The organism is Novosphingobium sp. B 225 (genome assembly GCF_002198665.1).
Classification (GTDB): Bacteria; Pseudomonadota; Alphaproteobacteria; order Sphingomonadales; family Sphingomonadaceae; genus Novosphingobium.
Genome location: NZ_MWLM01000070.1, coordinates 88,408 through 110,066 on the forward strand (window position 1 = coordinate 88,408; position 21,659 = coordinate 110,066).

A 21,659-nucleotide genomic window follows, 5' to 3' on the forward strand; every position below is an offset into this window, starting at 1 on the left:
GCAGAGCTGATGGCGATCTTTGGCCTGTTCGGCGGCACGGCGGACGCCCAGGACGCGGCAATCGTGGCGGCAGCGCTGCGCTCTGACCGGTTCCGGCAAGAGCGTGAGCGCGACTGGCAGCGGCTGGAGGAAATCGTCCGGCGGATGGAAAGCGGGCGGTTCCGCAAGCTGTCCGATGCCGATGTCCTGGAACTGCCGGTGCTGTACCGCACGGTCGCCTCCAGCCTGTCGGTAGCGCGCGAAACCTCGCTTGATGCAGCTACGCTGGCCTATCTCGAAGGGCTGGTGCAGCGCGCATGGTTCCAGGTCTATGGCCCGCGCATCACGCTGTGGGGCTGGCTGCGGCGGTTCTTTGGCGGGGAGTGGAGCGCGGCGGTGCGGGCCATCGGGCCCGAACTGCTGGTTGCGCTGACCTTGATGGTGGCAGGCACCGTGGTGGGCTGGCTGCTGTGCGCGCAGGATCCGGACTGGTACTATTCGCTGGTGCCCGGCGGGTTCCAGGACGAACGCGTGCCAGGTGCCACGCACGAAGTGCTGCGCCAGACCCTGTTCGGCATGCAGGACAAGGACGGGCTTTCGATCTTTGCCGCATCGCTGTTCAGCCACAATGCCGGGATCGCGATCCTGTGCTTCGCGCTGGGCTTTGCCTTTGGCGTGCCGCCTTTGCTGCTGCTGATCCAGAACACTGCGACGCTGGGGGCGATGCTGTGGCTGTTCCATGGCCAGGGGCTGACGGTGGACTTTGTCGGCTGGCTTTCGATTCACGGCACGACTGAACTGTTCGCGATCCTGCTGGCGGGCGGAGCGGGGCTGCATGTCGGGCGGTCGATGGCCTTTCCGGGCCAGCGCTCGATCCTGGCCGCCGCTGCCGAAGCGGGTCAGCGCGCCGCCGTGGTCATGGCCGGGGTGGTGCTGATGCTGGTCCTGGCGGGCATGCTGGAAGGGCTGGGCCGCCAGCTGATTGACAATACCATGGGCCGCTATGTGGTCGGCTATTCGATGCTGACGCTGTGGCTGGTCTATTTCTTTGCCTTTCGCCGCGTTCCGCAGGGGAGCGAGGCCCGGTGAAGTGGCTGCGCCGCAAACCCCGCCCGGTCGATGACCGCCGCCGCGTGATGGTAACGCCCGAAGGGATCGCCCTGCCGGTCACTCTGGCCAGCCGGGGCACCCGGTTCGGCGCGCTCTCGCTGGATCTGCTGTTAATCTCGATCGCGATCATCGTCACCACCCTGGTGCTGGGGCTGAGCGCCGCGCAAGTCAGTGAATTGGCCGATGGCATGCCGGGCAAGGATTCGCCGGGGGCCAAACATGCCGTCGAATTCCTGGTGATCGTGTGGATCGCGGTTGAACAGCGGAAACAGCGCAAAGCACAGGANTCGTGTGGATCGCGGTGATCTTTCTGTTCCGGCATGGCTATTTCCTGCTGTTCGAACTGGGTCCGCGCGGTGCGACGCCGGGCAAGCGGATCACCGGCATCCGTATCGCCGCGCGCGACGGAGGCCGGCTCAGCCCGGAAATGGTGCTGGCGCGCAACCTGCTGCGCGATATCGAACTGTTCCTGCCGGTGATGCTGCTGATGAGCGCACAAGGCGGGGATGACATGGGCGCGGCGGGGCTGGCGGCGACCGGCTGGTTCCTGTGCTTTGCGCTGTTTCCGCTGTTCAACCGCGACCGGCTGCGCGCGGGCGATCTGATCGCCGGGACCTGGGTGGTCGAGGCCCCCCGCCGCAAGCTGGAAGCGGTGCTCTCCGCGGGCGCAGTGGCGGCGGGCGGCACCAGCGAAGCCACCGGGGCGCAATACCGCTTTGGCGAGGCCGAACTGGCGATTTATGGCGAGTTCGAGCTGCAAACGCTGGAACGCGTGCTGCGCGAGGGCCGCCCCGAGGCGATGGTCAAGGTCCACGACGCGATCTGCCGCAAGATCGGCTGGGAACCCGGCACGGGTGATGAACGCGCCTTTCTGGAGGCTTACTACACCCAGCTGCGCGCCCGGCTTGAAAGCGGGATGCGGATGGGCCAGCGCAAAGCGGACAAACATGCCTGATTACCGGATCATCGAAGACGACCTGACCGGCCCGGAGATCGCCGCACTGCTACGGCTGCATCTGGACGAGATGCATCAATGGTCACCGCCCGATAGCGTCCATGCGATGCCAATCGAACGGCTCCGTGCACCGGACGTGACCTTCTTTGCTGCTTGGGATGGGGAGCGGTTGGCCGCCTGCGGGGCGATCAAGCAACTTGATCCGCTGCACGGCGAACTCAAATCGATGCGCGCCGATCCGGCCTATCGCGGCCGGGGTGCGGGCAAGGCTGTGTTGTACCACCTCATCGCGGTCGCCCGCGCACGCGGCTATGCCCGGCTTAGCCTGGAAACCGGCGTGCCGGATGAATTCCTGCCGGCGCGCGGCCTTTACGCCGCGCACGGATTTGCCGAATGCGGCCCGTTCGGCGACTATGCCGAAGATCCCTTCAGCGTGTTCATGACGAGAGTGCTGTGACCGAATTGACCCTGCGCCCCGCCACCCGCGACGATATTCCCGCGCTGTCCAAACTCGCGACTGACAGTTTTATCGCCAAATTCGGGCACCTCTACAGCGCCGAAAACCTGAATATGTTTCTGGCAGAAAGCCTGTCCGAACCCGCAATCGCGGCGGAAATGGGCAACCCGGACCGGGTCTATCGCCTGGCCGAGCGCGGCGAGGCACTGGTTGGCTATGCCAAAATCGGGCTGACCTGCGGCTTTCCCGAATATGCGCGCGGGCATCAGGTAATGGAGCTCAAGCAGCTCTACACCGCCGCCGATGCCACCGGGGGCGGGATCGGCAAGGCGCTGATGGACTGGGCGATGGAGCAATTTGCCGCGCGCGGCGCAGATGAAGTCCAGATTTCAGTCTATGCCCACAACGACGGCGCGCACCGCTTTTATCGCCGTTACGGGTTCGACAAAGTGGCTGACATCACCTTCCGGGTCGGTGATCACATCGACCCGGAATTCCTGTTTGCGAGGATGTTTTAAGCACGGGCCAAACGCCCACGCTGCCGCGCCAGCAACGGCAGCAGCGCCAGGGCCATCATGCCCAGCTGGCCCGGTTCGGGCACTTCGGTCGATCCGCCGCCCTGCTTGATGCCGTTGACGAACCAGTCGCCCGAAAACAGCATCGAGAAGAACCCGCGCGTGCTGCCATCGGTGCCATAGACCGGGGCGCGCCTGATCGCGCTGTCAGTCATCGAACCCGACAGTCCGAAACAGCCCGAACCCTGATCGGTGCAGCCATAGACCGGATCGCGGGTGGTTGAAGTCAGTGACAGGCTGTCACTGGCGGGGTCATAGAGATAGCCCGGCCCGTCAAACTGGAACAACGAATAGCTGCCAGTGGGCATTTCCATCCCCCAGGTGCCGCTGTTCGAATTGTAGGTCATGACCAGGCCTTGTGAGGTCTGCAAGCCACCGGCCGCGCTGATCGGGCCCGATACGTCCATAGCGGTAATCGGAGCGATCGCGGTGGCTGAAGGAAAGTTCTGCAACTGGCTCGCCCCGATCACCGAAAACCGATAGATCCCGTCCACGGGCTTGCTGGGATAATTGGGATCGAGGTATTCGCTGCTTGGGCGGACATTCATCGAAACCGTGATCTGATCCCCGGCCTTGTAGGGGAAGTCGGGCAGCGGCCCGGTCCATTTCTGGCCATTGATCATCAGCGTGTCCGCCGCCGATCCGGTGATCGTACCGACGAACTTGACCTCGACCGTGGCGAGCTGCGCCTGCGCGGCGGCAGGTACCAGCATCAGCAGGGCGGCCAACATGGCAAACCAGCGCTTCATCCCTATTCCCCTGTAATTGCGACGTTTTACACCGCTGCTCCAAAGCGGCATGGGCGGCAACCGCACTTTCGGCCTTGTCCAATTGCGGGACGGTTTGCGCCCGCGCCGGGCCGCGCCTATATGGCTGCCCATGTCATCGATCAGACCCTGGCGCGATATCGCGCGGCGCAAGTCCCGGCAGATCATGGTGGGCAATGTGCCCGTAGGCGGCGATGCGCCGATCACCGTGCAGACCATGACCAACACGCTGACCAGCGATCCGGTGGCGACGATCGACCAGATCCGCCGCTGCGAGGATGCCGGGGCCGATCTGATCCGCGTATCCTGCCCGGATGAAGACAGTACCCGTGCCTTTCGCCAGATCGCCAGGGCCGCGCGCGTGCCGCTGATCGCGGACATCCATTTCCACTACAAGCGCGCGCTGGAAGCTGCCGATGCGGGCGCGGCCTGCCTGCGGATCAACCCCGGCAATATCGGCAGCAGCGACCGCGTGGCCGAAGTGGTCCGCGCCGCCAAGGCCAATGGCTGTGCAATCCGGATCGGGGTCAACGCCGGAAGTCTGGAAAAAGACCTGCTCGAAAAATACGGCGAGCCCTGCCCCGAAGCGCTGGTCGAGAGCGCGCTCGATCACATCAAGCTGCTGCAGGACCACGATTTCCACGAATACAAGGTGGCGGTGAAGGCCAGCGACGTGTTCCTGGCGGTCAGCGCCTATATGGGCCTGGCCGATGCGGTCGATTGCCCGCTGCACCTGGGGATCACCGAAGCTGGCGGGCTGATCGGCGGCACGGTGAAAAGCGCGATCGGGATCGGCAACCTGCTGTGGGCCGGGGTCGGCGATACGATCCGCGTCTCGCTGTCCGCCGAACCCGAAGAGGAAGTGCGCGTCGGGTTCGAGATCCTGAAAGCGCTGGGCCTGCGCACCCGCGGCGTGCGGATTGTCTCCTGCCCCAGCTGCGCGCGGCAGGGGTTTGATGTGATCCGCACGGTCGAAGCGCTGGAAAGCCGGCTCAGCCACATCAAGACCCCGCTTTCGCTCTCGGTGCTGGGCTGCGTCGTCAACGGCCCCGGCGAAGCACGAGAGACCGACATTGGCCTGACCGGCGGCGGCAATGGCAAGCACATGGTCTATCTGTCGGGCGTGACCGACCATCATGTGCAAAGCGAAGCGATGCTGGATCACATCGTGTCGCTGGTCGAAGCCAAGGCGGCCGAACTGGAAGCCGCAGCGGCGCAATAAAGCCGTAAGCCTTTTGCGGTAAACCGGGCGGCATGAACCGCCTCTATGGCATTGCACTGGGCGCCGTCTTGCTGATGATGGCCGTAGCCGGACTGCTCGGACGCTCCGATCCTGCGGGCGCGCCTGCTGAACGGAGCACCGAAGTCGCGGCTGCGGAAAGCCAGCCGAGCCGCCCCCTGCCCGCCAGTGCCTTGGCGCTGAAACGCGATGAAAGCGGCCAGTTCCACCTCAACGGCGAAGTCAACGGACAGGGCCTGCGGTTCCTGGTCGATACCGGGGCCGATACGGTCGCCCTGACCGAGGACAGCGCCGACATCGCCGGGATCGTGATCGAGGCCGGGGCGTTCCAGCCGATCATGCAGACGGCCTCCGGCACCGGCTATGGCGCGCCGGTGGTGCTCGACACGCTGAAACTGGGCGAAAGCGAATTCCAGAATGTCGATGCGGTGGTGGTTCAGGGGCTGGGGGTCAACCTGCTGGGCCAGAACGTGCTGCGCAAGATGGGCAAGGTTACGCTGCAAGGCGACCGGATGGTGATCCAGCCCCGCTGACAAGCCGCGTTGCACTCGCTAAAGCCGCGCGATGAATCGCGCCCACGGCCAGCCTCTGCCCGCTTTGCACCTGCTGCTGGCGCTTGCCGTCATGGCAGTGTGGGGCACCAATTTCGTGGTAATCAAACTGGCCCTGGCGCATTTGCCGCCACTGACATTGGCCACTTTGCGGTTTGCCTTTGCCTTTTTGCCGCTGGCGCTGGTCCTGAAACGCCCGGCGGTGTCCTGGGCCAATCTGGCGACCTATGGCGTGCTGATCGGCGCGGGGCAATTCGGCCTGCTGTTCACCGCGATGCGCGCCGACATTACCCCTGGGCTCGCCTCGCTGGTGGTGCAGGTGCAGGTGTTCTTCACCATCGGCCTGTCGATGCGGCTGACCGGCGAGCGGGTGGCCTGGTGGCAACTGGCGGCGCTGGCATTGGCCGTCTGCGGCCTGGCAGTGATTGCCTTTAACACCGATGCGACCGCCACTCCGCTTGGGCTGGCGCTGGTGGTCGCGGCGGCGCTGTGCTGGGCGCTCGGCAATATGACCTCGCGCGCGGCAGGGTCGGTCAATATGCTGGCCTATGTGGTCTGGTCGAGCCTGTTTGCGGTGCCGCCGCTGCTTGGCCTGGCTCTGCTGACCGAGGGCTGGGGTGCGATCCGGCAAGGCGTGATGGCCGCCGATGCGACGACCTGGGCGGCGGTGCTGTGGCAATCGGTGGGCAACACCATGTTCGGCTATGGCGCCTGGGGCTGGCTGCTGAGCAAGCACCCCGCCGCCAGTGTCGCCTCGCTGGCGCTGTTGGTGCCGGTGTTCGGCATGGGCGCATCTGCCCAGCTGCTGGATGAACCCTTGCCGGGATGGAAAATGCTGGCTTTCGTGCTGGTCATGGCCGGACTGGCGCTGGGTGTAATGTGGCCTGAACTGGCCAGAAGGATGAACCGATGACTGTCACGATCCGCCCCGCAACTCCCGCCGACCTGGCGCTGATCGCTGATCTGATCCGGGCGCTGGCCGACTATGAAAAGCTGGCCCACGAAGTCCGCTTTGACGAAGGCGTGCTGGGGGCCAAGCTGTTTGGCCAGCGCCCTTATGCCGAAGTGCTGATTGGCGAAATCGATGGAACCGCACAGGGTTTTGCGCTGTTCTTTCACAACTTCTCGACCTTTGAAGGCAAGCCCGGAATCTATCTGGAGGATCTGTTCGTGCGGCCAGAGGCGCGCGGCAGCGGGCTGGGCAAGAGCCTGCTGGCGCGGCTTGCCGCACTGGCGCTGGAGCGGGACTGCGCGCGGCTTGAATGGTCAGTGCTCGACTGGAACACGCCTGCGATCGGCTTTTATCAGGCTCTGGGAGCGCGGTTGATGGACGAATGGACCGTGATGCGGATGGATGGCCCGGCTTTGGCGCAATTGGGCGCAGCTCAGCACTGATCCGCCGAATCCCTCTTGGCGACTCGTTCAGACTTGCTTTATCCACAGGCCGCTATGGCGGGGGTCATGAACAGACGCGATTTGATCCGGGGTGGATTGGCAGCGGGCGCAGCGCTCGCCCTGCCCGCGCGCGCCCTTGCCCAGGATCTGTCGCAGCAATTTGACCAGGCGTTCGGATCAAATCCCGCCGTGCCGCCGCCTGTCCCGCCGGTAGAACCGGCCCTGCCGGTCAGCGTTGCCCCCAACCCGGCCTATGACGCCAGGCTGGTCGAGATCGCCAAACGCGAACTGGGCCGCGCTGGCAATGCCGTCTGGCGGCAAGACATCGTTGGTGTGGCCGATTTCGCCCGGCCCAGCACATTGCCGCGGTTCCACTTCGTCAATCTGGAAGCCGGGACCATCCGCAGCTTCCTGGTTTCCCATGGACGCGGTTCGGACCCCGAACACAGCGGGTTCCTGCAGGCCTTTTCCAATGTCCCTGGTTCCGAGGCAACTTCGCGCGGGGGCTACCTCACGGCAGAGTGGTACAAGGGCAAATATGGCACCTCGATCCGCCTGCTCGGGTTGGATCAGGACAATTCGCATGCGCTGGAACGCGCGATCGTAATGCACCCGGCTGCCTATGCCGCCCCCAGCCACATCGCCAAATTCGGCAAACTGGGTCGCAGCGAAGGCTGCTTTGCCATGGCCCCGGACCAGTTCAACGAAGCCTTGTGGCACCTTTCAGGCGGTCGCCTGCTTTACGCTGACCGGATCGAGATCGCTTGAAGCTGGCAAAGCCGCTGGTGCTGGGCGGCATGGTGGCAATCATGCTGGCGCTGGTTGGCTGGTTATTCCAGGTTTCCGAAATGTCCGCTGCCCGCGATCTAGCAGAACGCATCGTGCTGTTCCGCGATCATTCCTATCGCTCGGTTCCAGAGCTTCGCGCCTGCTTGCTCGAGCAGCGACACGGCGGACTGGCACTGACTGAACCCGAGCGAGGCCTGTTTGGCAAACCTAGCGAGGACCTTGTCAACCAGGCCCGACACACATTGGTTCGGATCGAAAATCGGGGTGATTTCCGGATCATTCGAGCCTGGCGCCGGGGCGAGACCACGCTCCGCCCCGGAGAAATCCTGCACTTGCTGCAGTGTCTGGACCGACACGCCGGTTAGAGCGGGTTGTCCAGCTTTACCACCGCTTCGCTGCTCTTGCGCTTGCCGTCCCAGGCGGCGCGCGGGGCGGCCAGGCTGGCAAGCACCGGCACGTCGCGGCCATAGACGTCGGCGAACTTGCCGAGCTTGCCCGAAATGTCGGTCGCCATGGTGAAATAGGTCAGATAAACCGGGAAAGTCTTGGTCATCGGCACCTTGGTGTACTTGCCCGACATGTTGTACTGGACCGCCTGCTGCGGGGTAATCCCCGCCCCAAGGATCGCCATGGTCATGCCAAGCTCCACCGCGCGTTCGGTGCGCACACAGCCATGGCTGAATGCACGGACCTGGGCGTTGAACAGCGCCTTGGCCGGAGTATCGTGGAGGTAGATCGCATGTTCGTTGGGCATGTCGATCTTCATCCGGCCGAGTGAATTGTTATCTCCCGGCTGCTGGACCACGGTGATGGTGCCGTCCTTGGCCTTGGAAACCTTGTAACCCTGCCGCGCGGCAGAAGCGGGGTTGCCGATCAGCCGTGCGCCCAGCCCTTCGCCCTTCACGATCGATTGCGGCACAGTCCAGGTCGGATTGAACACCACAGCTTCGACCTGTTCGGCCAAATTGGGGGTCTGGGTCTTGCCGGGCTTGCCGATCACGGTGCGGTACGAACGGATGATCGAGTTATCGACCGTCAGGCGCAGCTGGAATTCGGGCAGATTGGTCAGCAGGTAATACTTGCCCATTTCGCGCGGCAGCCAGCGCCAGCGATCAAGGTTGACGCGGATCAGGTTGCGGGCGGCCTTGTCCGTCTTGGGCGCGGCGGCCAGCGCGGCCTTGAGCGTCTTGTAATCGGGGTGGGTCGGGGCAAGCCCGGCAATGGCCCCGGCAATGTCATGGCTGGCCAGCGCCTGGGTCATCACTTGCGCGGTCGGGTGCAGATCGACATCGGGATCGACCACAAACCACTGCTGGCGCGAATCCATTCGGGTCCGGCCATCGCGCATATCCTCAACCAGCCAGGCGAAGCTTTTGCTGGCCTGGGCATCAAGCGCCGCGCCGGGCCCGGCAGCGATTGCAGCGCGCAGCGCATCGGGCTGATAATCGGCCGAGGTCAGCCCATCTTCATCGGCCGCACCGATCACCCCAAGCAAGGCCTGGGCATCGGCCAGGGTCCAGCTCATCACCGGATAGAGCGGCATGGGCGGCGGCGCGGGGGTAACAACCGGGACCGGGCTGGGCACCACCGCCGGGGCGGTGACGACAGGTTCACTGGCGCGCACGCTCGGGCTGGGGGCGGGGCTGGGCAGAATGCTTTCAGGCGTCTTGGGGGCCTGCGCCGCGCCGGGCGCGGCCAGCGCCGAACCGCCTGCCAGCATCGCCGCCAGCACGGCCGTGCCTGCGCTAATGGTCCGAAAGGTCATGCCCCGCTTCATCATCGTCTTGCTCCATGGCCGGGGTCTGCCCACCGGCTTTGTCCCCCTTTTGCCCGCTAACCCTTCGCGCTTCAAGCATTGCACAGCGATGAACCGGGCGATGTGCCCAGCGAAAAAACCGGGGGGACACCGCAAGGCATCCCCCCGAGAGGTGCGGCGGGCCGATGGGTCGCGTGCCGGACCGCCGTAACCGGACAGACTGCGCGATCAGTGCGGAACGACGATCCCGGACATGGTGAAATTGTCTGCAACCGGCAGGGCGTTGATCCCGCTTTTCTGGTAGCACATCGGCGTGCCGCCGCGCGCGCGCGGATCGACCCAGGTATAGGCCCGGCACTGGAAGTTCTGCGCACAGGCCCGGGCACAGGCGAGGCCCGAATCGTTGGCGGTTGGCCCGGCCCCGCCCGGCAGATCGTTGGATTCAATGTTGAGCCGGGGCAGCGAGCGGAACAGGAACGGCGAGAACTGCCGGTCGAGGCTGAACCATCCGAAATCCTCGGCCGCGCGCCGATTGACCGGGGTAATGACACCGGAACGCGGCCGGGCCAGTTCAAAGCGCTGGACAAGGCTATCGTTGCAGGGTTCCATCACCAGCTGCACCCCATCGCGCGGTTGCGATCCTTGCGCGGTCCAGCAACGGTTGTCCTGGGCGCGGATCTCAAACTGGTCGGTCCCGCCGCGCTGGCGCAGCCGCCAGGTTTGGTCGTCCGCTCCGATCCGTGCCGGATTGTCCGCTGCTTCCGCGCGGGTGCCGCAATCAAGTTCATCCACAGCAGGCGGCCCAAACACTACGAACCGCGCCACAGTCATGCATTTCTGGCGGGTCTGGATCCGCCAAGTCACCGGGCTTGCCAGGGTCAGCGGATTTCGGGTGGTGCCGTTCGGCACCAGTTCAATGTCCTGATCGAACAGAGCCGCATTGCAGGTGCGCAGCACCAGATGCGGCTGGATCGCGCGGGTCGCCCCGGCTTCACGCTGGGCGCATAGGTTGGTGCCTGCCAGCTTGAACGAATACCCCCCCGGCGCCGGATCGGTCCACAAGTCCGGCCCAAGGAACCCGCCGGTGACGAAATCTGCCAGCACTGCGGTGGGCAGAACCGCCAGAGCGAGTGCGGTCAGGGCGCGCTTGCGGCGGTTCACGGCCGCACAATTCCGCTGGCGATCAGGCCTGCTACCGCCGCGCCCTGGTTGGTGGCTGTGCCGGGGGCCTGTTTCCAGCGACACATCGGCTTGGGTGCCCCGGCAAAACCGGTGCCGGACCAGGTCCAGGCGGTGCAGCGGCTATCCCCCGCACAGCTGCGCATGCAGTAGGCTCCGCCATCGTCGATCGTTTCAAAACTGTTGAAGTCCACGCCCGACAGCAAGACCCCCGGCGCTGATACCAGTCGCACTTGCCCAGTCGGGCTGAAGGCCCAGTTCTGGGCGGTCAGCAGCGGTTCTTCCACCCCCGCTTCGATCGGCCCGAGGTATTCGAACATGAAGCGTTGTTCGCCATTGCCGTTGCAGGGCCATTTGATCATGTTTGCGCCGCTGTCATGATTGGCATCGCGCACGGCCACGCAGTTGGTCGGTTGGCGGAAAATTGCCACAAGCTGGGTATCTTTCGGCCGCAGTTCAAAACTGTTGCCGCCAGCCGCAACCAGCTGGAACTGCTGGTCATCCACCCCCGCAGCGGCCCAATCGCCATTGCCGGTCGGCAAATCGCAGCCCCGCAGATCGATCCGCGCCGGGCCGACCACGACCCCGCGCGCGACCGTGGCGCAATTGGAGATCGTGCCGGGCACCACGGCACGTCCGTCCATCACATTTTCGTTGGTGCGCAGCGTATAGGTGCCCGAACGCTGCGGCAGCAAGGCTATCCGCTGGGCCACCGCAATTTGCCCGTCATCCGTACAGGGATACTGGCGGAAATGGTGGTTGCGATCGAAATCAAAGCCCGGCTGGACGGTCAGGCACAGGCCGGACAATTGCGAGCGGATCCGATACCAGCCCGGCCGCAACTTGCCGCTGGGATTGAGCGCACGTTCCTGACCCGCGGTCAACGGCTGAAAGGGCTGCGCCACCGGGGCGGGCGGAGTGCTCGTCACAGCCTGCGGGCGGAATACCGGCGGAGCCTTGAGCGTGACCTGCCCAAGCGCCGCTCCGGCAAGCGACAAAGCAAGGAACGCTGCGCCGGACAAGTAATAGGTGGCACGCATGGCAATAACTCCCTTTCCCGGTGACGGGAACTGGTTGCCACGGCGCGAAGATCGCGACGCTACCTGTTTGGATAGGGATCAGGCGACCGGTTGCGGCAGGTCTGAAACCGGCAGGCCGCTGGCCCAGTGGATCGGGCTGGCATTGATCAGCTGCACCACCTGGGCCTGGCGGTTGCACCCGGTCTTGGCAAAGATGCCCTTGAGCAGAAACCGTGCGGCATTGACCGAAACACCGCGCAGATCGCAGTAATCCTCGATCCGTCCGCCTTCGGCCAGCAGCAAGGCCAGCCGGGCTTCGGCATGGGTCAGGCCGAACCATTCGCGCACCCGGTCCACCCCTTCCTCGCTGACCTTGGGATTGTGAGCGGCAACCACCATCACCCGAGCGGTGCCCCCCGCCGTGTGGGCACCGCCAACACGGTCAGGGTTAATCCGCATGGCCATGGCCGCCAGCCCGTCCAGCCCGCCGCGCTGCAAGCGGAAGGGATGGCAATAGCGCGCGGAATCGGTCCCGGTCAGTTGCAGCAGTGCTTCGCGCAGGTCCCGGCTGGGCAGGTGCAGCTGGCCGGCCGCGTCGGCCAGATGAAAGTCTTCGATCAGCGCCCGGCCGTTGGGATTGGCATAGACCAGCCCCAGCCGCTCATCGAGCAGCAGCACGGCCGATGGGGCATGGTCCAGGGCCGCCTGTGAATTGGCCGCAGCCAGCTCTGCCTCACCAATCCGGCGCGAAATCCGCACCGCGCGCTGGATGTGCGGGATCAGCAGGCCGGTCGCCTCTTGCAAGCGGGAAACATCGCAGCCCGACGGCCCCGGCAGGCACAGCCCGAGGTGATCGCTGGCCTGCCGATCCAGCGAGCCCAGCAGCGCCACTTCCATCCCGAACATCGACAGGAAATCGCGGTAGAACGGGCTGGCGAGAAAATCGGCGCGCGCGACCAGCTGGTCGGAATGGGTGACCGATCCGATCGGCATGTGGTGGCCATGGACCGACCACAGGTTGCGCCCGGCAAACAGCTGAAGATAGGCCGCGCGGGCCATTTCATGGACCCCGCTGGCGGCGATGAACCGGCCGCCGCCGGGTTCGACCCGCTCCCACACCAGCATCGCCACGTCCCACCGCTCGCGGCCAAACCGGTTGACCAGCCCGGTCAGCGCCAGATCCCAGTGCGCCGGGCTGAGCGAAGCCTCGTATATGTCCGAGACAACCGCGTTGAAATCAGCAGTTTCGATCAATCCCGCCATGCGGATTGCAGGGGTAACACCGCTCTACCCGTTTGGGTAGCGCCTGCGGCACGCCAGGCGACAAAAAGGTTGTGCAGCCGGACCTTGGGCAGCGGGCCCGCAAGCGGCATGCAACTGGAGTTCGAACGATGCGCAATTCTTGCGGTATGCTGGGCGTTCTGCTGCTGGCTGCTTGCGGCCAGGGTGCAGAGCAGGCGAGCGTGACCGAGGCCGCTGCGAGCGCCCCGGCCAGCAATTCCGCGCCAGCCGCGCCAGCCGCTCCGGTGCTCCAGGCAGACAAGGCAGCACTGGCCCAGCCCTGCCTGTTCACCAAGGAACAAGTCGCAAGTGCACTGAACCTGGCAGTTGACAGCGCTACACCTGAAACGATGGGGGACATGGCGGGCTGTACCTATCAGGGAGCCAAGGGGTCCTTGCGGCTCAACCTGATCTGGCATGATCCGGTCTATTTCGAGCAGGCCACCCAGATGACCCGGGGCAGCCGGCCAGGCGAAAAGATTGATCTGCCGGGCGATGCCGACAAGGCCTGGATGCAGTTCGATGGTCCGACCGGCGGCAACCTGCACTATTACCGCAAGAACCTGGAAGTGGAGTTGGTTCCCTTGCTGATCAGCACGCCCGGCCGCGATGCCATCCAGGCCGCCCTGCTCAAGCTGCCGCGCGTACCCTGACCGCGCGCCGCCGGTCGAAGCGGGCGAACGGTTGGTCGAGCGTCGCTTGGCGCAAGGCGACATGAATTGAAGGACTTGTCGATCAGATAGCGGCGTATTACATCTGCAATACAGCCGTTGCCAAAATCGATGAGGATCCGCCCGATGACCAAGCTTCGTTCCATGCTTGCCCTGGCCCTGCTGGCCGGAACCGCCCTGCCGCAGGCCGCGCATGCCGAAACCACCGCCACCCCCGCTGCGGCCGCCGCTGCCCTGCAAAGCGAGCATGACCGGCTGTTCGCGCTGTTCGCTGCATCGGATGAAGCCAGCCTCAAGCGCAATCCGATCTCAGCGTTGTTCCGTGGCGACATGCGCTATGCTGACCGGCTGGGCGATTTCCTGACCAAGCAATACAACGATGCCGAACGCCAGGCCGCGAAGGACGAACTGGCCCAGTTGCTGAAAATCCCCCGCACCAAGCTGAACCCTACTGACAAAATCGCCTATGACGTGTTCAAGCGCGACCGGCTGGAAACGCTGAAGGGCCTGACCCCGAAAATCCTGGCGCTGACCGAAGTGCGCCCGATCAACCACTTCTTCGGGTTCCACACCTTTTACCCGACCTTGGCCAGCGGCAAGAGCGGGATCCCGTTCGCGACGGTGCTCGACTATGAAAACAACCTCAAGCGGCATGCCGACTATGTCGCGCTGATCGACCGTTCGATCGCCAAGTTCAAGGAAGGCGAAAAGAGCGGCGTGGTCGAAACCAAAATGACGATCCGCAACGTCATTGAACAGCTGGATACCCAGCTCAAGCTCACGCCCGAAGACAGCCCTTATTGGGAGCCGATCAAGAACCTGCCGGCGAGCTTTAGCCAGGAAGACAAGGACCGCCTGACCGCACGCTACCGCGCGATGGTGGCGGGTCAGATCTATCCTGCCAATCAGCGGCTGCGCGATTACCTGCGCGACCAGTACCTGCCCAAGGCGCGTGACAGCTATGGCCTGTCGCAGATGAAGGGCGGTAAGGCGCTGTACCTGCAGCAGGTGGAAAGCACCACCACCCTGCCGCTCAAGCCCGATTACCTGCACAACCTGGGCCTGAGCGAGGTCAAGCGGATCCTGACCGAGATGGAAAAGGTCAAGGCCGAGGTCGGCTTCAAGGGTACTCTGCCCGAATTCTTCCAGTTCGTCCGCACCGATCCGCAGTTCAAACGCAAGAGCCGCGAGGAGCTGACCCAGCGCTATTACGACATCGGCAAGCTGGTCGATGAAAAGACCGCTGCGCTGTTCAAGGTGTTGCCCAAGGCGCCGCTGAAGATCAGCCCCTATGAGGAGTTCCGCGAAAAGTTCGAAGCGGGCGGTTCGTACCAGCAGGGCACGGCCGATGGCAGCCGCCCGGGCACGTTCTATTTCAACGCCTATGACCTGCCGAGCCGGACCACTCCCGGCGAAGTGACGCTGTACCTGCACGAAGGCGCGCCGGGCCACCATTTCCAGATCAGCCTGGCGCAAGAAAACGAAGCGCTGCCCGCCTTCATGCGGTTTGGCGGCAACACCGCCTATGTCGAAGGCTGGGCGCTTTATGCCGAAACGCTGGGTTACCAGATGGGGTTCTACAAGGACCCGTGGTCGCGCATGGGCACGCTCGATGACGAAATGCTGCGCGCGATGCGGCTGGTGGTCGATACCGGGATCCACTGGAAAGGCTGGAGCCGCGAGCAGGCGATCGATTACATGCTGGCCAATTCCAGCATGGGCAAGACCGACGCCACCGCCGAGGTTGAACGCTATATCGCGATCCCCAGCCAGGCATTGGCCTACAAGGTCGGCGCGCTGACCATCCAGCGGCTGCGGACCCAGGCCGAAAAGGAACTGGGCCCGAAGTTCGACATCCGCGAATTCCACCACCAGGTGCTGGGCACCGGCGCGCTGCCGCTGTCGGTGCTGGAAAGCAAGATCCAGGACTGGATCAAGGCTTCTAAGTAAGGGTCACGGGGCCAGCAGGCCAAGCCATGCCGGCCCCAACACCTCATCCGCAGCCGCACGCGCCGCGCCATCCAGCGCCGCGTGCCGACTGCGCAATTCGCGCAGGCATTTGAGCTGGTATTTGAAAGTGCCCTGTTCATAGGGCAGACCCATGGCTTGCATCCGGAACGTTTCGGCCCCGGCCTCTGCCGCCAGTTCATTGGCGCGCAGGAACGGCACATAGACCTCGCCCGCAAGCCGCACCAATTCGCGCACGAGCGGCGCGAACCCGGCTTCCCATTCGCCGTCCACCCCGCTCATGTCATCGACGTGGGCCAGCCAGCGGTAGGTATAGGGATAGTCCGCGCGCATCATCGCCTGCGGCGTGGGATCGGTGCCAAGCTGCGAGAGCTGACCGAAGATTCCGAATTCGGCCAGGCTGGGACGGGTGCCGAACAGGCAGTGGCGTTCCACCACGTGCGCTTCCAGCGCGGCCAGCACTGCGCGCGTGCTCGCTTCGATCAGCGGGAAATTTTCCGCCGTGCAGCCGACCAGCGCCATGCGGCCAACCTGCCGCGCGCGGAACTGCTCGGCAAAGGCCTGGCTGGTGGCAAGCCCCCCGCCCTTGAGGTTGTCGAAAGCCAGCCAGCGGCTCATTTGCACCTGATCGACGTCCTTTAGCCAGCGGTAGCCGAACATCGCCTTGGTCAGCCATTCGTCAGAGAAATCTTCGAGCAGGTGCGCGATAAAGGCCTGCGCCGGGTCCTCCGGCACGATCCGCCGCTCGGCATGGCGGGCCTCCAGGTCATAGATCACCGGGGTCGAATCGTTGTCGAAATGGCCATCGGGGTACTGCAGCACCGGGATCACCGGGGCGCGGACCTGACCCAGTGCGCCGCGCGTGGCTGCCCCATCCTTCCACACATGCGTCAGCCGCCGGTAACGCAGCACCGCGCGCAATTTTTGCGAATAGGGCGAACCCAGCGCGCCATAGAGTGTGTAGGTCATGTCGATTCCACCTTCCTTGCCGATCGGTCCTTGTCCCGCGCCGGTCCGTGCCCATATTGCGGTGCGGGGGCCTTTGCGGAGAATGACAGACCATGCCCCGAGCCACCATCCCCCTGTGCCTCGCCGCACTGCTCGCCGCCGCTCCCGCTTTGGCCCAGACGCCTGACGCCGCCGGGCCGCCCGCCGGCTTGCGAGACGATGGAGGAGACCGGCTGACCATCGGCTTCGGGCTGGGCGCTGCCCCCGATTACGAAGGGTCGGACGATTACCGGCTGCAGCCCGGCGGGATTCTGCAAGGGCGCGTGGCGGGGATCGAGTTCCAGATGCGCGGGCTCAACCTCTACACCGATGTGCTGCGCGATGCGCCGGGCGCGCGCACCCGGCTGGTGCTGGGCCCGGTCGCGCAAGTGCGGCTGGATCGGGGCGGCGACATCGCCGACCCACGCGTTGCCGCGCTGGGTGATCGCAAGACTGCGGTGGAACTGGGCCTGACTGCCGGGATCAGCCAGCGCGGTATCCTGATCCCGCCCGCCAGCCTGTCGTTCGATGTCACCTGGCTGCGCGATGTGGCCGGATCCCATCGCAGCCACATCATCACCCCCGCCCTGGCGCTGAGCTCTCCGGTTTCGGCGCGCGGCTTTGCCCGGTTGGGGATTTCGGCGGACTTTGTCGGCAAGGGCTTTGCGCAGAGCTATTTCGATGTCGCCCCGGGCCATGCCCTGACCCCCTATGCCACGCGCGGCGGCGGCCACAAGAGCACGGCGGGATCGCTGCTTTACACCCATGATCTGGGGGGCGAACCGCGCAAGGGCTGGGGCCTGTTCATGCTGGCCAACTACAAGCGCCTGCACGGCCAGTTCGCCCGCAGCCCGGTGGTGAGCACGGCAGGCAGCGCCAACCAGGCCTTCGCCGTGGCCGGGCTGTCCTATAGTCTCTAGGCCGGATCGCTGGGCCACCAGGGCGTTTCCGGCATGTCCGCACTGACGCTGAGCGGGAATTGAGGGCTGCGCTTTTCAAGGAACGCGGCAACGCCTTCGCGGACATCGCCCTTGGCCCCAAGCGCGATGTTGAGCGGGGCATCAACCGACAGTGCGCCCGCCGGGCCTTCCTGCGCCGAAAATTTCCACAGCATCCGCCGGGTCAGCGCCAATGCGACCGGCGAGCAGTTGGCGGCAATGTCCAACGCCAGTTCGCGGGCGCGGCTCTCGGCTTCACCGATGGCAACCACTTCGCTGACCAGCCCCGCCGCCACGGCCTCTTGCGCCGGGACCAGCGCCCCGGTCAGGCACCATTTGAGCGCGGTGGCAAGGCCAACCAGCCGCGGCAGGAACCACGCCGATCCCGCTTCGGGCACCAGCCCGCGCCGGGTGAAGACGCAACCGAACTTCGCGTTTTCTGCCGCGATCCTGATATCGCAAGGCAGGGTCAGGGTTAGCCCAACCCCCGCCGCCGAACCGTTGAAGGCAACAATCGAAGGCTTGCGGCAATTCATCATCGCCTTGATGAAATTGCTGTCGCCGCGACTGCCATCGCGTGCGCCGAAATTCTTCGCACCATCGCCGCTTTCGGTATCGAAGGCCCCGGCCCCGGCGGAAACATCTGCCCCGGCGCAGAACACCCTGCCGGTGTGGCTCAACACCACCACCCGCACGCTATCGTCCGCGTCGGCTTCTCCGAACGCCCGCACCAGTTCGCCGCCCAATTCATTGGTATAGGCGTTGAGCATCTCTGGCCGGTTGAGCCGGACCCACAGGATCGGGCCTTCACGCTCAACCAGCAGGTTCCGGTAGCTCATCTCAGCCAGCCGAAATCTGCACCGGCATCGCGGTAAAGCCGTGCAGGAACGGGCTCGCCAGCCGCGTTGGCGCAGCCTGCGGCACCACCTGCCAATTGCGGTTGAGCAGTTCCTCGATCAGCGTATCAAGCTGGATTTCCGCCAGCCGCGCGCCGACGCAGCGGTGAATGCCGTGGCCGAACCCGACATGCCGCCGGGCATTGGCGCGGGCCACATCATAGCGCTCGGCATCGGCAAACACGCTCTCATCGCGGTTGCCAGAGATATACCACAGCACGATCTTCTCGCCCGCTTTCAGGCTTTGCCCGCCCAGTTCCGCATCCTTGGTCAAGGTGCGGCGCATGTGCGTGACGGGGCTCTGCCAGCGGACAATTTCCTGCGAGGCGTTGGAAATCAGGCTGCGGTCAGCGCGCAGCCGCTCAAGCTGATCGGGGTACTTGTGCAAAGCCTCGACCAGCCCGCCCATCGAATTGCGGGTAGTGTCGTTGCCGCCAACGATCAGCAAGGCGATATTGGCGATCTTTTCGATCGCGGTCAGATTGCCCATCGCTTCGGAATGGACCATCCGGCTGAGCAGATCGTCCGCCGGGGGCTGGACGCGGCGTTCCTCCAGCAGCGCATCGAACCGGGCAAGCATGATCCCCATTTCGGCGAAGAACTTCTGGGTGTATTCCTCGGTCATCACTTCGGGTGAGACGTTGCTGGCCATGTCGGACCATTTGCGCAAGCTGTCGCGCTCCTCCCACGGGAAGTCGAGCACGATGGCCAGCATGCCAATGGTCAGCGGCACGGCCACCTGATTGACCCAGCAGAACGTCTCCCCCACCGGCAGGGCATCGAGCAGTTCCTTCGTCCGTTCGCGCACCTGCCGTTCGCGCTGCAGCATCTGGCTGGGAGTGAACGCGGCGGCAACCACCCGGCGCTGTTCGGTGTGGCGCGGCGGGTCCATCGCGATGAAGTTGGGAAACTCGCTGCCCGCCACCCCTTCGGCAATGGTGATGTTGCCAGTCTGCGAGCTGTAGGTCGCGGGATCAAGTTCAACCTGCTGGATCAGATCGTGCGTCGCGACCGACCAGTAGCCGCCATAGGGGCTGTCCGCGCGCCAGCTGACCGGAGCCTCGGCACGCAGCTGGGCAAACGGTTCGCGCCACTTGTCCTCGGTGTAGAGAGTGCTGTCGCTGACATCGACGGGGTTCAGGGCTCGGGCGGTCATGATCAGGCGTTCTCCACTTCGCGCGCTGTAACGGGCAGCGCATTGCCCTTGGCCCGGGCGCGCGCGGCACCCTTGGCCAGTTCCTTTTTGAGCGCGCGGACATAATGATCGAAATCGAGCTGGATCGTATGCCGCCGCGCCCGGTAATATTGCCCGGTGTAATAGTCCTCATCCGCCGCGATGACCCGCGTCATTTCCGCCGGATCAGGCGGCAGGTACTGCCCGGCAAGATAGGCCGCGACCAGCTTGCTCTGCTGTTCGGCAAAGTTGACCAGCGTCGGCAAGGGCTGGGCCAGCCCCATATAGAACAGGTCCGGCACCCCCGGCTGCATGATCCGCTTGTACAGCGGCGGCGGGCGATTATCGGCATCGGCCTTGAACGCCGGGTCCTTGAAGAACGGAAAGCTGATGTCATAGCCGGTCGCCCAGACGATCACGTCCACTTGTTCGCGGCTGCCATCGCTGAACACCACGCCGTCGCCGTCCAGCCGCTCGATCCCGCCCTTCATCGTCAGATCGCCCGAACCGGCGCGCAGCAGGAATTCGCCCGATACGGTGCCATGGCTTTCAAACGGGCTGATTTCGGGTTCGGGCAGGCCATAATCGCTCATCTTGCCGACCAGCTGCTTGATCATCCGCCCGCCCAGCCACTGCTTGAGCCCCTTGGGCAGCCAGGCCGGGGCCGGGTTCTTGTCGAGCGGCTGGCCTTTGTAATACTTGGGAAACACCCAGATCCCGCGCCGGGTGGAAACGAACAGTTTCTGGGCGATCGGGCGCTGCGACAGCTCACTCGCCACGTCCATCGCCGAATTGCCCATGCCCACCACCAGCACCCGCTTGCCAACGCAATCTACCGGTTCGAACGGGCTGCGATACTGGTGCGAATGGATTTGCGCGCCATCGAACGCACCCGGATATTCCGGAATGCGCGCCGCCCAGTGGTGCCCGTTGGCCACCGCCAGCGCATCGTAATGCTTTACTTCGCCGGTCGAGAGCGTGACCTGCCAGCCGCCGCTGTCCAGCCGCGTCGCATCCTCTACCCGGGTGTTGAAGCGGATGAAGGGGCGCAGGCCGAAGTGATCCACGTAATCGTGGAAATACTGCAGCAACTGCGAATGGTGCGGATAGTCGGGCCAGTCCGCCGGGACCGGATAGTCTTCAAATGCCAGCCGCCATTTCGAGGTATCGATGTGCAGGCTTTGGTAACAGGCCGACATGCCGTTGGGATTGCCATAGTACCAGGTCCCGCCAATGTCGTCTGATGCCTCATAGACGTCGAACGGGATGCCGTGATCCTTCAGCCGCTTGGCCGTGGTAAACCCGGAACACCCCGCCCCGATGATGCAGACTTTCGGCAAGGCCATCTTCGCACGCTCTCCACACGGCCCTTCTGACGGGCCTTGGCGCGGAGTATGTTTAAGCGCGCAATTAATGTCCAGCGGAGAACTGGATGCTGGACAAGTCGGTCCGCCCCGCGCATCTTCCGCGCCAACAAGATAAGACCTCCGGGGAGAACCAACGGGCTGGAGGATTTGAGACCATGGACACAACAATTGATCCGACCGCCTGGTCGGCGCTGCTGATGGGGCTGACTGCGCTGTTCGCCGGGATCGGTGCCTTGCGCAAACCCGGCGCCTGGCGGGTGATGATCGAAGAGGTTGAGAAGAGCCCGGCGCTGCAATTCGTCTGCGGCATGCTGGAACTGCTGATCGGCGGCGTGATCTACCTCGCCAACCCCTGGCTGCCGAGCGACATTCTGGCCTGCGTGCTGAAAGCCATGGGCGGGCTGATGATGATCGAAGCGCTGGCGATCCTGGGCTTTGTTGACATCTACACCCAGTTCTGGCTGCGCAGCCTTAGCCACATGCATCGCGGCTGGGCCATGACGACCGTGCTGATCGGCCTTGCGCTGTCGGTGCCTGCGCTGCTGCGGTTTCATTGATGGGTTGAAATCCTCCCCCTCTGGGGGAGGTGGCCCGGCGTAGCCGGG

Annotated in this window: 22 protein-coding genes and 1 pseudogene; 14 read left to right on the forward strand and 9 right to left on the reverse strand. The window is 64.6% G+C overall.

Features of this window, described 5'->3' with window-relative positions; genetic code table 11:
* Positions 1 to 9: 9 nt before the first annotated feature.
* From MNBBLIKP_RS16080 to MNBBLIKP_RS16100, 4 genes and pseudogenes are all read left to right on the forward strand, one after another.
* Positions 10 to 1,068 carry a stage II sporulation protein M gene (locus MNBBLIKP_RS16080; protein WP_088311281.1) on the forward strand — a complete coding sequence of 353 codons (1,059 nt, stop codon included), beginning with the start codon at positions 10 to 12 and terminating at the stop codon, positions 1,066 to 1,068.
* A 308-nt stretch (positions 1,069 to 1,376) separates the two neighbouring features.
* Positions 1,377 to 2,044 (forward strand): annotated as a pseudogene (locus MNBBLIKP_RS16090) (RDD family protein); the annotation flags it as partial.
* Positions 2,037 to 2,501, forward strand: a complete 465-nt coding sequence (locus MNBBLIKP_RS16095; RefSeq protein WP_088311284.1) for a GNAT family N-acetyltransferase — start codon at positions 2,037 to 2,039, stop codon at positions 2,499 to 2,501. The pseudogene MNBBLIKP_RS16090 and the gene MNBBLIKP_RS16095, both read left to right, overlap by 8 nt.
* Positions 2,498 to 3,019, forward strand: a complete 522-nt coding sequence (locus MNBBLIKP_RS16100; RefSeq protein WP_369678921.1) for a GNAT family N-acetyltransferase — start codon at positions 2,498 to 2,500, stop codon at positions 3,017 to 3,019. The genes MNBBLIKP_RS16095 and MNBBLIKP_RS16100 overlap by 4 nt, the downstream gene beginning before the upstream one ends.
* Here MNBBLIKP_RS16100 and MNBBLIKP_RS16105 read toward each other — a convergent pair.
* Positions 3,016 to 3,825, reverse strand: a complete 810-nt coding sequence (locus tag MNBBLIKP_RS16105; RefSeq protein ID WP_088311285.1) for a hypothetical protein — start codon at positions 3,823 to 3,825, stop codon at positions 3,016 to 3,018. The two genes, MNBBLIKP_RS16100 and MNBBLIKP_RS16105, sit on opposite strands and share 4 nt — an antisense overlap.
* Positions 3,826 to 3,955: 130 nt before the next feature.
* On the opposite strand from MNBBLIKP_RS16105, the gene ispG reads away from it, so the two are divergent.
* The 6 genes from ispG to MNBBLIKP_RS16135 all read left to right on the forward strand — a co-directional run bounded on the left by ispG (position 3,956) and on the right by MNBBLIKP_RS16135 (position 8,183).
* Positions 3,956 to 5,065, forward strand: a complete 1,110-nt coding sequence (ispG, locus tag MNBBLIKP_RS16110) for a flavodoxin-dependent (E)-4-hydroxy-3-methylbut-2-enyl-diphosphate synthase (RefSeq protein ID WP_088311313.1) — start codon at positions 3,956 to 3,958, stop codon at positions 5,063 to 5,065.
* Positions 5,066 to 5,097: 32 nt separating this feature from the next.
* The gene (locus MNBBLIKP_RS16115; RefSeq protein WP_088311286.1) at positions 5,098 to 5,616 is read left to right on the forward strand and encodes a retropepsin-like aspartic protease family protein; all 519 of its coding nucleotides are present in this window, start codon (positions 5,098 to 5,100) and stop codon (positions 5,614 to 5,616) included.
* 31 nt (positions 5,617 to 5,647) lie between these two features.
* Positions 5,648 to 6,547 carry an EamA family transporter gene (locus MNBBLIKP_RS16120; protein WP_088311287.1) on the forward strand — a complete coding sequence of 300 codons (900 nt, stop codon included), beginning with the start codon at positions 5,648 to 5,650 and terminating at the stop codon, positions 6,545 to 6,547.
* The gene (locus MNBBLIKP_RS16125) at positions 6,544 to 7,029 is read left to right on the forward strand and encodes a GNAT family N-acetyltransferase (RefSeq protein WP_088311288.1); all 486 of its coding nucleotides are present in this window, start codon (positions 6,544 to 6,546) and stop codon (positions 7,027 to 7,029) included. The genes MNBBLIKP_RS16120 and MNBBLIKP_RS16125 overlap by 4 nt, the downstream gene beginning before the upstream one ends.
* A 66-nt stretch (positions 7,030 to 7,095) precedes the next feature.
* Positions 7,096 to 7,797, forward strand: a complete 702-nt coding sequence (locus MNBBLIKP_RS16130; protein ID WP_254913087.1) for a murein L,D-transpeptidase catalytic domain-containing protein — start codon at positions 7,096 to 7,098, stop codon at positions 7,795 to 7,797.
* Positions 7,794 to 8,183, forward strand: a complete 390-nt coding sequence (locus tag MNBBLIKP_RS16135) for a hypothetical protein (protein WP_088311290.1) — start codon at positions 7,794 to 7,796, stop codon at positions 8,181 to 8,183. Before MNBBLIKP_RS16130 ends, MNBBLIKP_RS16135 begins: the two co-directional genes overlap by 4 nt.
* Here MNBBLIKP_RS16135 and MNBBLIKP_RS16140 read toward each other — a convergent pair.
* From MNBBLIKP_RS16140 to MNBBLIKP_RS16155, 4 genes are all read right to left on the reverse strand, one after another.
* Entirely contained in the window at positions 8,180 to 9,598 is a 1,419-nt protein-coding gene (locus MNBBLIKP_RS16140; RefSeq protein WP_254913088.1) for a L,D-transpeptidase family protein, read from the reverse strand. The genes MNBBLIKP_RS16135 and MNBBLIKP_RS16140 overlap by 4 nt on opposite strands.
* Before the next feature lie 204 nt (positions 9,599 to 9,802).
* Positions 9,803 to 10,144 carry a PAN domain-containing protein gene (locus MNBBLIKP_RS18435; RefSeq protein ID WP_441339288.1) on the reverse strand — a complete coding sequence of 114 codons (342 nt, stop codon included), beginning with the start codon at positions 10,142 to 10,144 and terminating at the stop codon, positions 9,803 to 9,805.
* Positions 10,145 to 10,731: 587 nt separating this feature from the next.
* Entirely contained in the window at positions 10,732 to 11,793 is a 1,062-nt protein-coding gene (locus MNBBLIKP_RS16150) for a PAN domain-containing protein (protein ID WP_088311292.1), read from the reverse strand.
* Between the two features lie 78 nt (positions 11,794 to 11,871).
* The gene (locus MNBBLIKP_RS16155) at positions 11,872 to 13,035 is read right to left on the reverse strand and encodes a helix-turn-helix transcriptional regulator (protein WP_088311293.1); all 1,164 of its coding nucleotides are present in this window, start codon (positions 13,033 to 13,035) and stop codon (positions 11,872 to 11,874) included.
* Between the two features lie 128 nt (positions 13,036 to 13,163).
* Here MNBBLIKP_RS16155 and MNBBLIKP_RS16160 point away from each other — a divergent pair, with 128 nt between their 5' ends.
* Complete coding sequence (locus tag MNBBLIKP_RS16160) at positions 13,164 to 13,706, forward strand: DUF3558 family protein (RefSeq protein ID WP_088311294.1); 543 nt, start codon at positions 13,164 to 13,166, stop codon at positions 13,704 to 13,706.
* A 144-nt stretch (positions 13,707 to 13,850) separates the two neighbouring features.
* Complete coding sequence (locus tag MNBBLIKP_RS16165; RefSeq protein WP_088311295.1) at positions 13,851 to 15,674, forward strand: DUF885 domain-containing protein; 1,824 nt, start codon at positions 13,851 to 13,853, stop codon at positions 15,672 to 15,674.
* A gap of 3 nt (positions 15,675 to 15,677) precedes the next feature.
* Here MNBBLIKP_RS16165 and MNBBLIKP_RS16170 read toward each other — a convergent pair whose 3' ends face one another.
* Positions 15,678 to 16,661 carry a glutathione S-transferase N-terminal domain-containing protein gene (locus MNBBLIKP_RS16170; protein WP_088311296.1) on the reverse strand — a complete coding sequence of 328 codons (984 nt, stop codon included), beginning with the start codon at positions 16,659 to 16,661 and terminating at the stop codon, positions 15,678 to 15,680.
* A 92-nt stretch (positions 16,662 to 16,753) separates the two neighbouring features.
* Between MNBBLIKP_RS16170 and MNBBLIKP_RS16175 the strand changes: the two genes are divergently transcribed.
* The gene (locus MNBBLIKP_RS16175) at positions 16,754 to 17,599 is read left to right on the forward strand and encodes a MipA/OmpV family protein (RefSeq protein WP_088311297.1); all 846 of its coding nucleotides are present in this window, start codon (positions 16,754 to 16,756) and stop codon (positions 17,597 to 17,599) included.
* Here the strand turns inward: MNBBLIKP_RS16175 and MNBBLIKP_RS16180 are convergent.
* From MNBBLIKP_RS16180 to MNBBLIKP_RS16190, 3 genes are read right to left on the reverse strand one after another with little or no spacing between them, the layout of a single operon-like run.
* The gene (locus MNBBLIKP_RS16180; RefSeq protein ID WP_088311298.1) at positions 17,596 to 18,456 is read right to left on the reverse strand and encodes an enoyl-CoA hydratase-related protein; all 861 of its coding nucleotides are present in this window, start codon (positions 18,454 to 18,456) and stop codon (positions 17,596 to 17,598) included. The two genes, MNBBLIKP_RS16175 and MNBBLIKP_RS16180, sit on opposite strands and share 4 nt — an antisense overlap.
* A 1-nt stretch (position 18,457) precedes the next feature.
* The gene (locus tag MNBBLIKP_RS16185) at positions 18,458 to 19,669 is read right to left on the reverse strand and encodes a cytochrome P450 (RefSeq protein ID WP_088311299.1); all 1,212 of its coding nucleotides are present in this window, start codon (positions 19,667 to 19,669) and stop codon (positions 18,458 to 18,460) included.
* 2 nt (positions 19,670 to 19,671) lie between these two features.
* Positions 19,672 to 21,033 (reverse strand): flavin-containing monooxygenase, encoded by a 1,362-nt coding sequence (locus MNBBLIKP_RS16190; RefSeq protein ID WP_088311300.1) that lies wholly within the window; start codon positions 21,031 to 21,033, stop codon positions 19,672 to 19,674.
* A 176-nt stretch (positions 21,034 to 21,209) separates the two neighbouring features.
* Here MNBBLIKP_RS16190 and MNBBLIKP_RS16195 point away from each other — a divergent pair, with 176 nt between their 5' ends.
* Positions 21,210 to 21,611: a hypothetical protein gene (locus MNBBLIKP_RS16195; protein WP_088311301.1), complete on the forward strand. Its 402-nt coding sequence runs from the start codon at positions 21,210 to 21,212 to the stop codon at positions 21,609 to 21,611.
* The last annotated feature ends 48 nt before the right edge of the window (positions 21,612 to 21,659 follow it).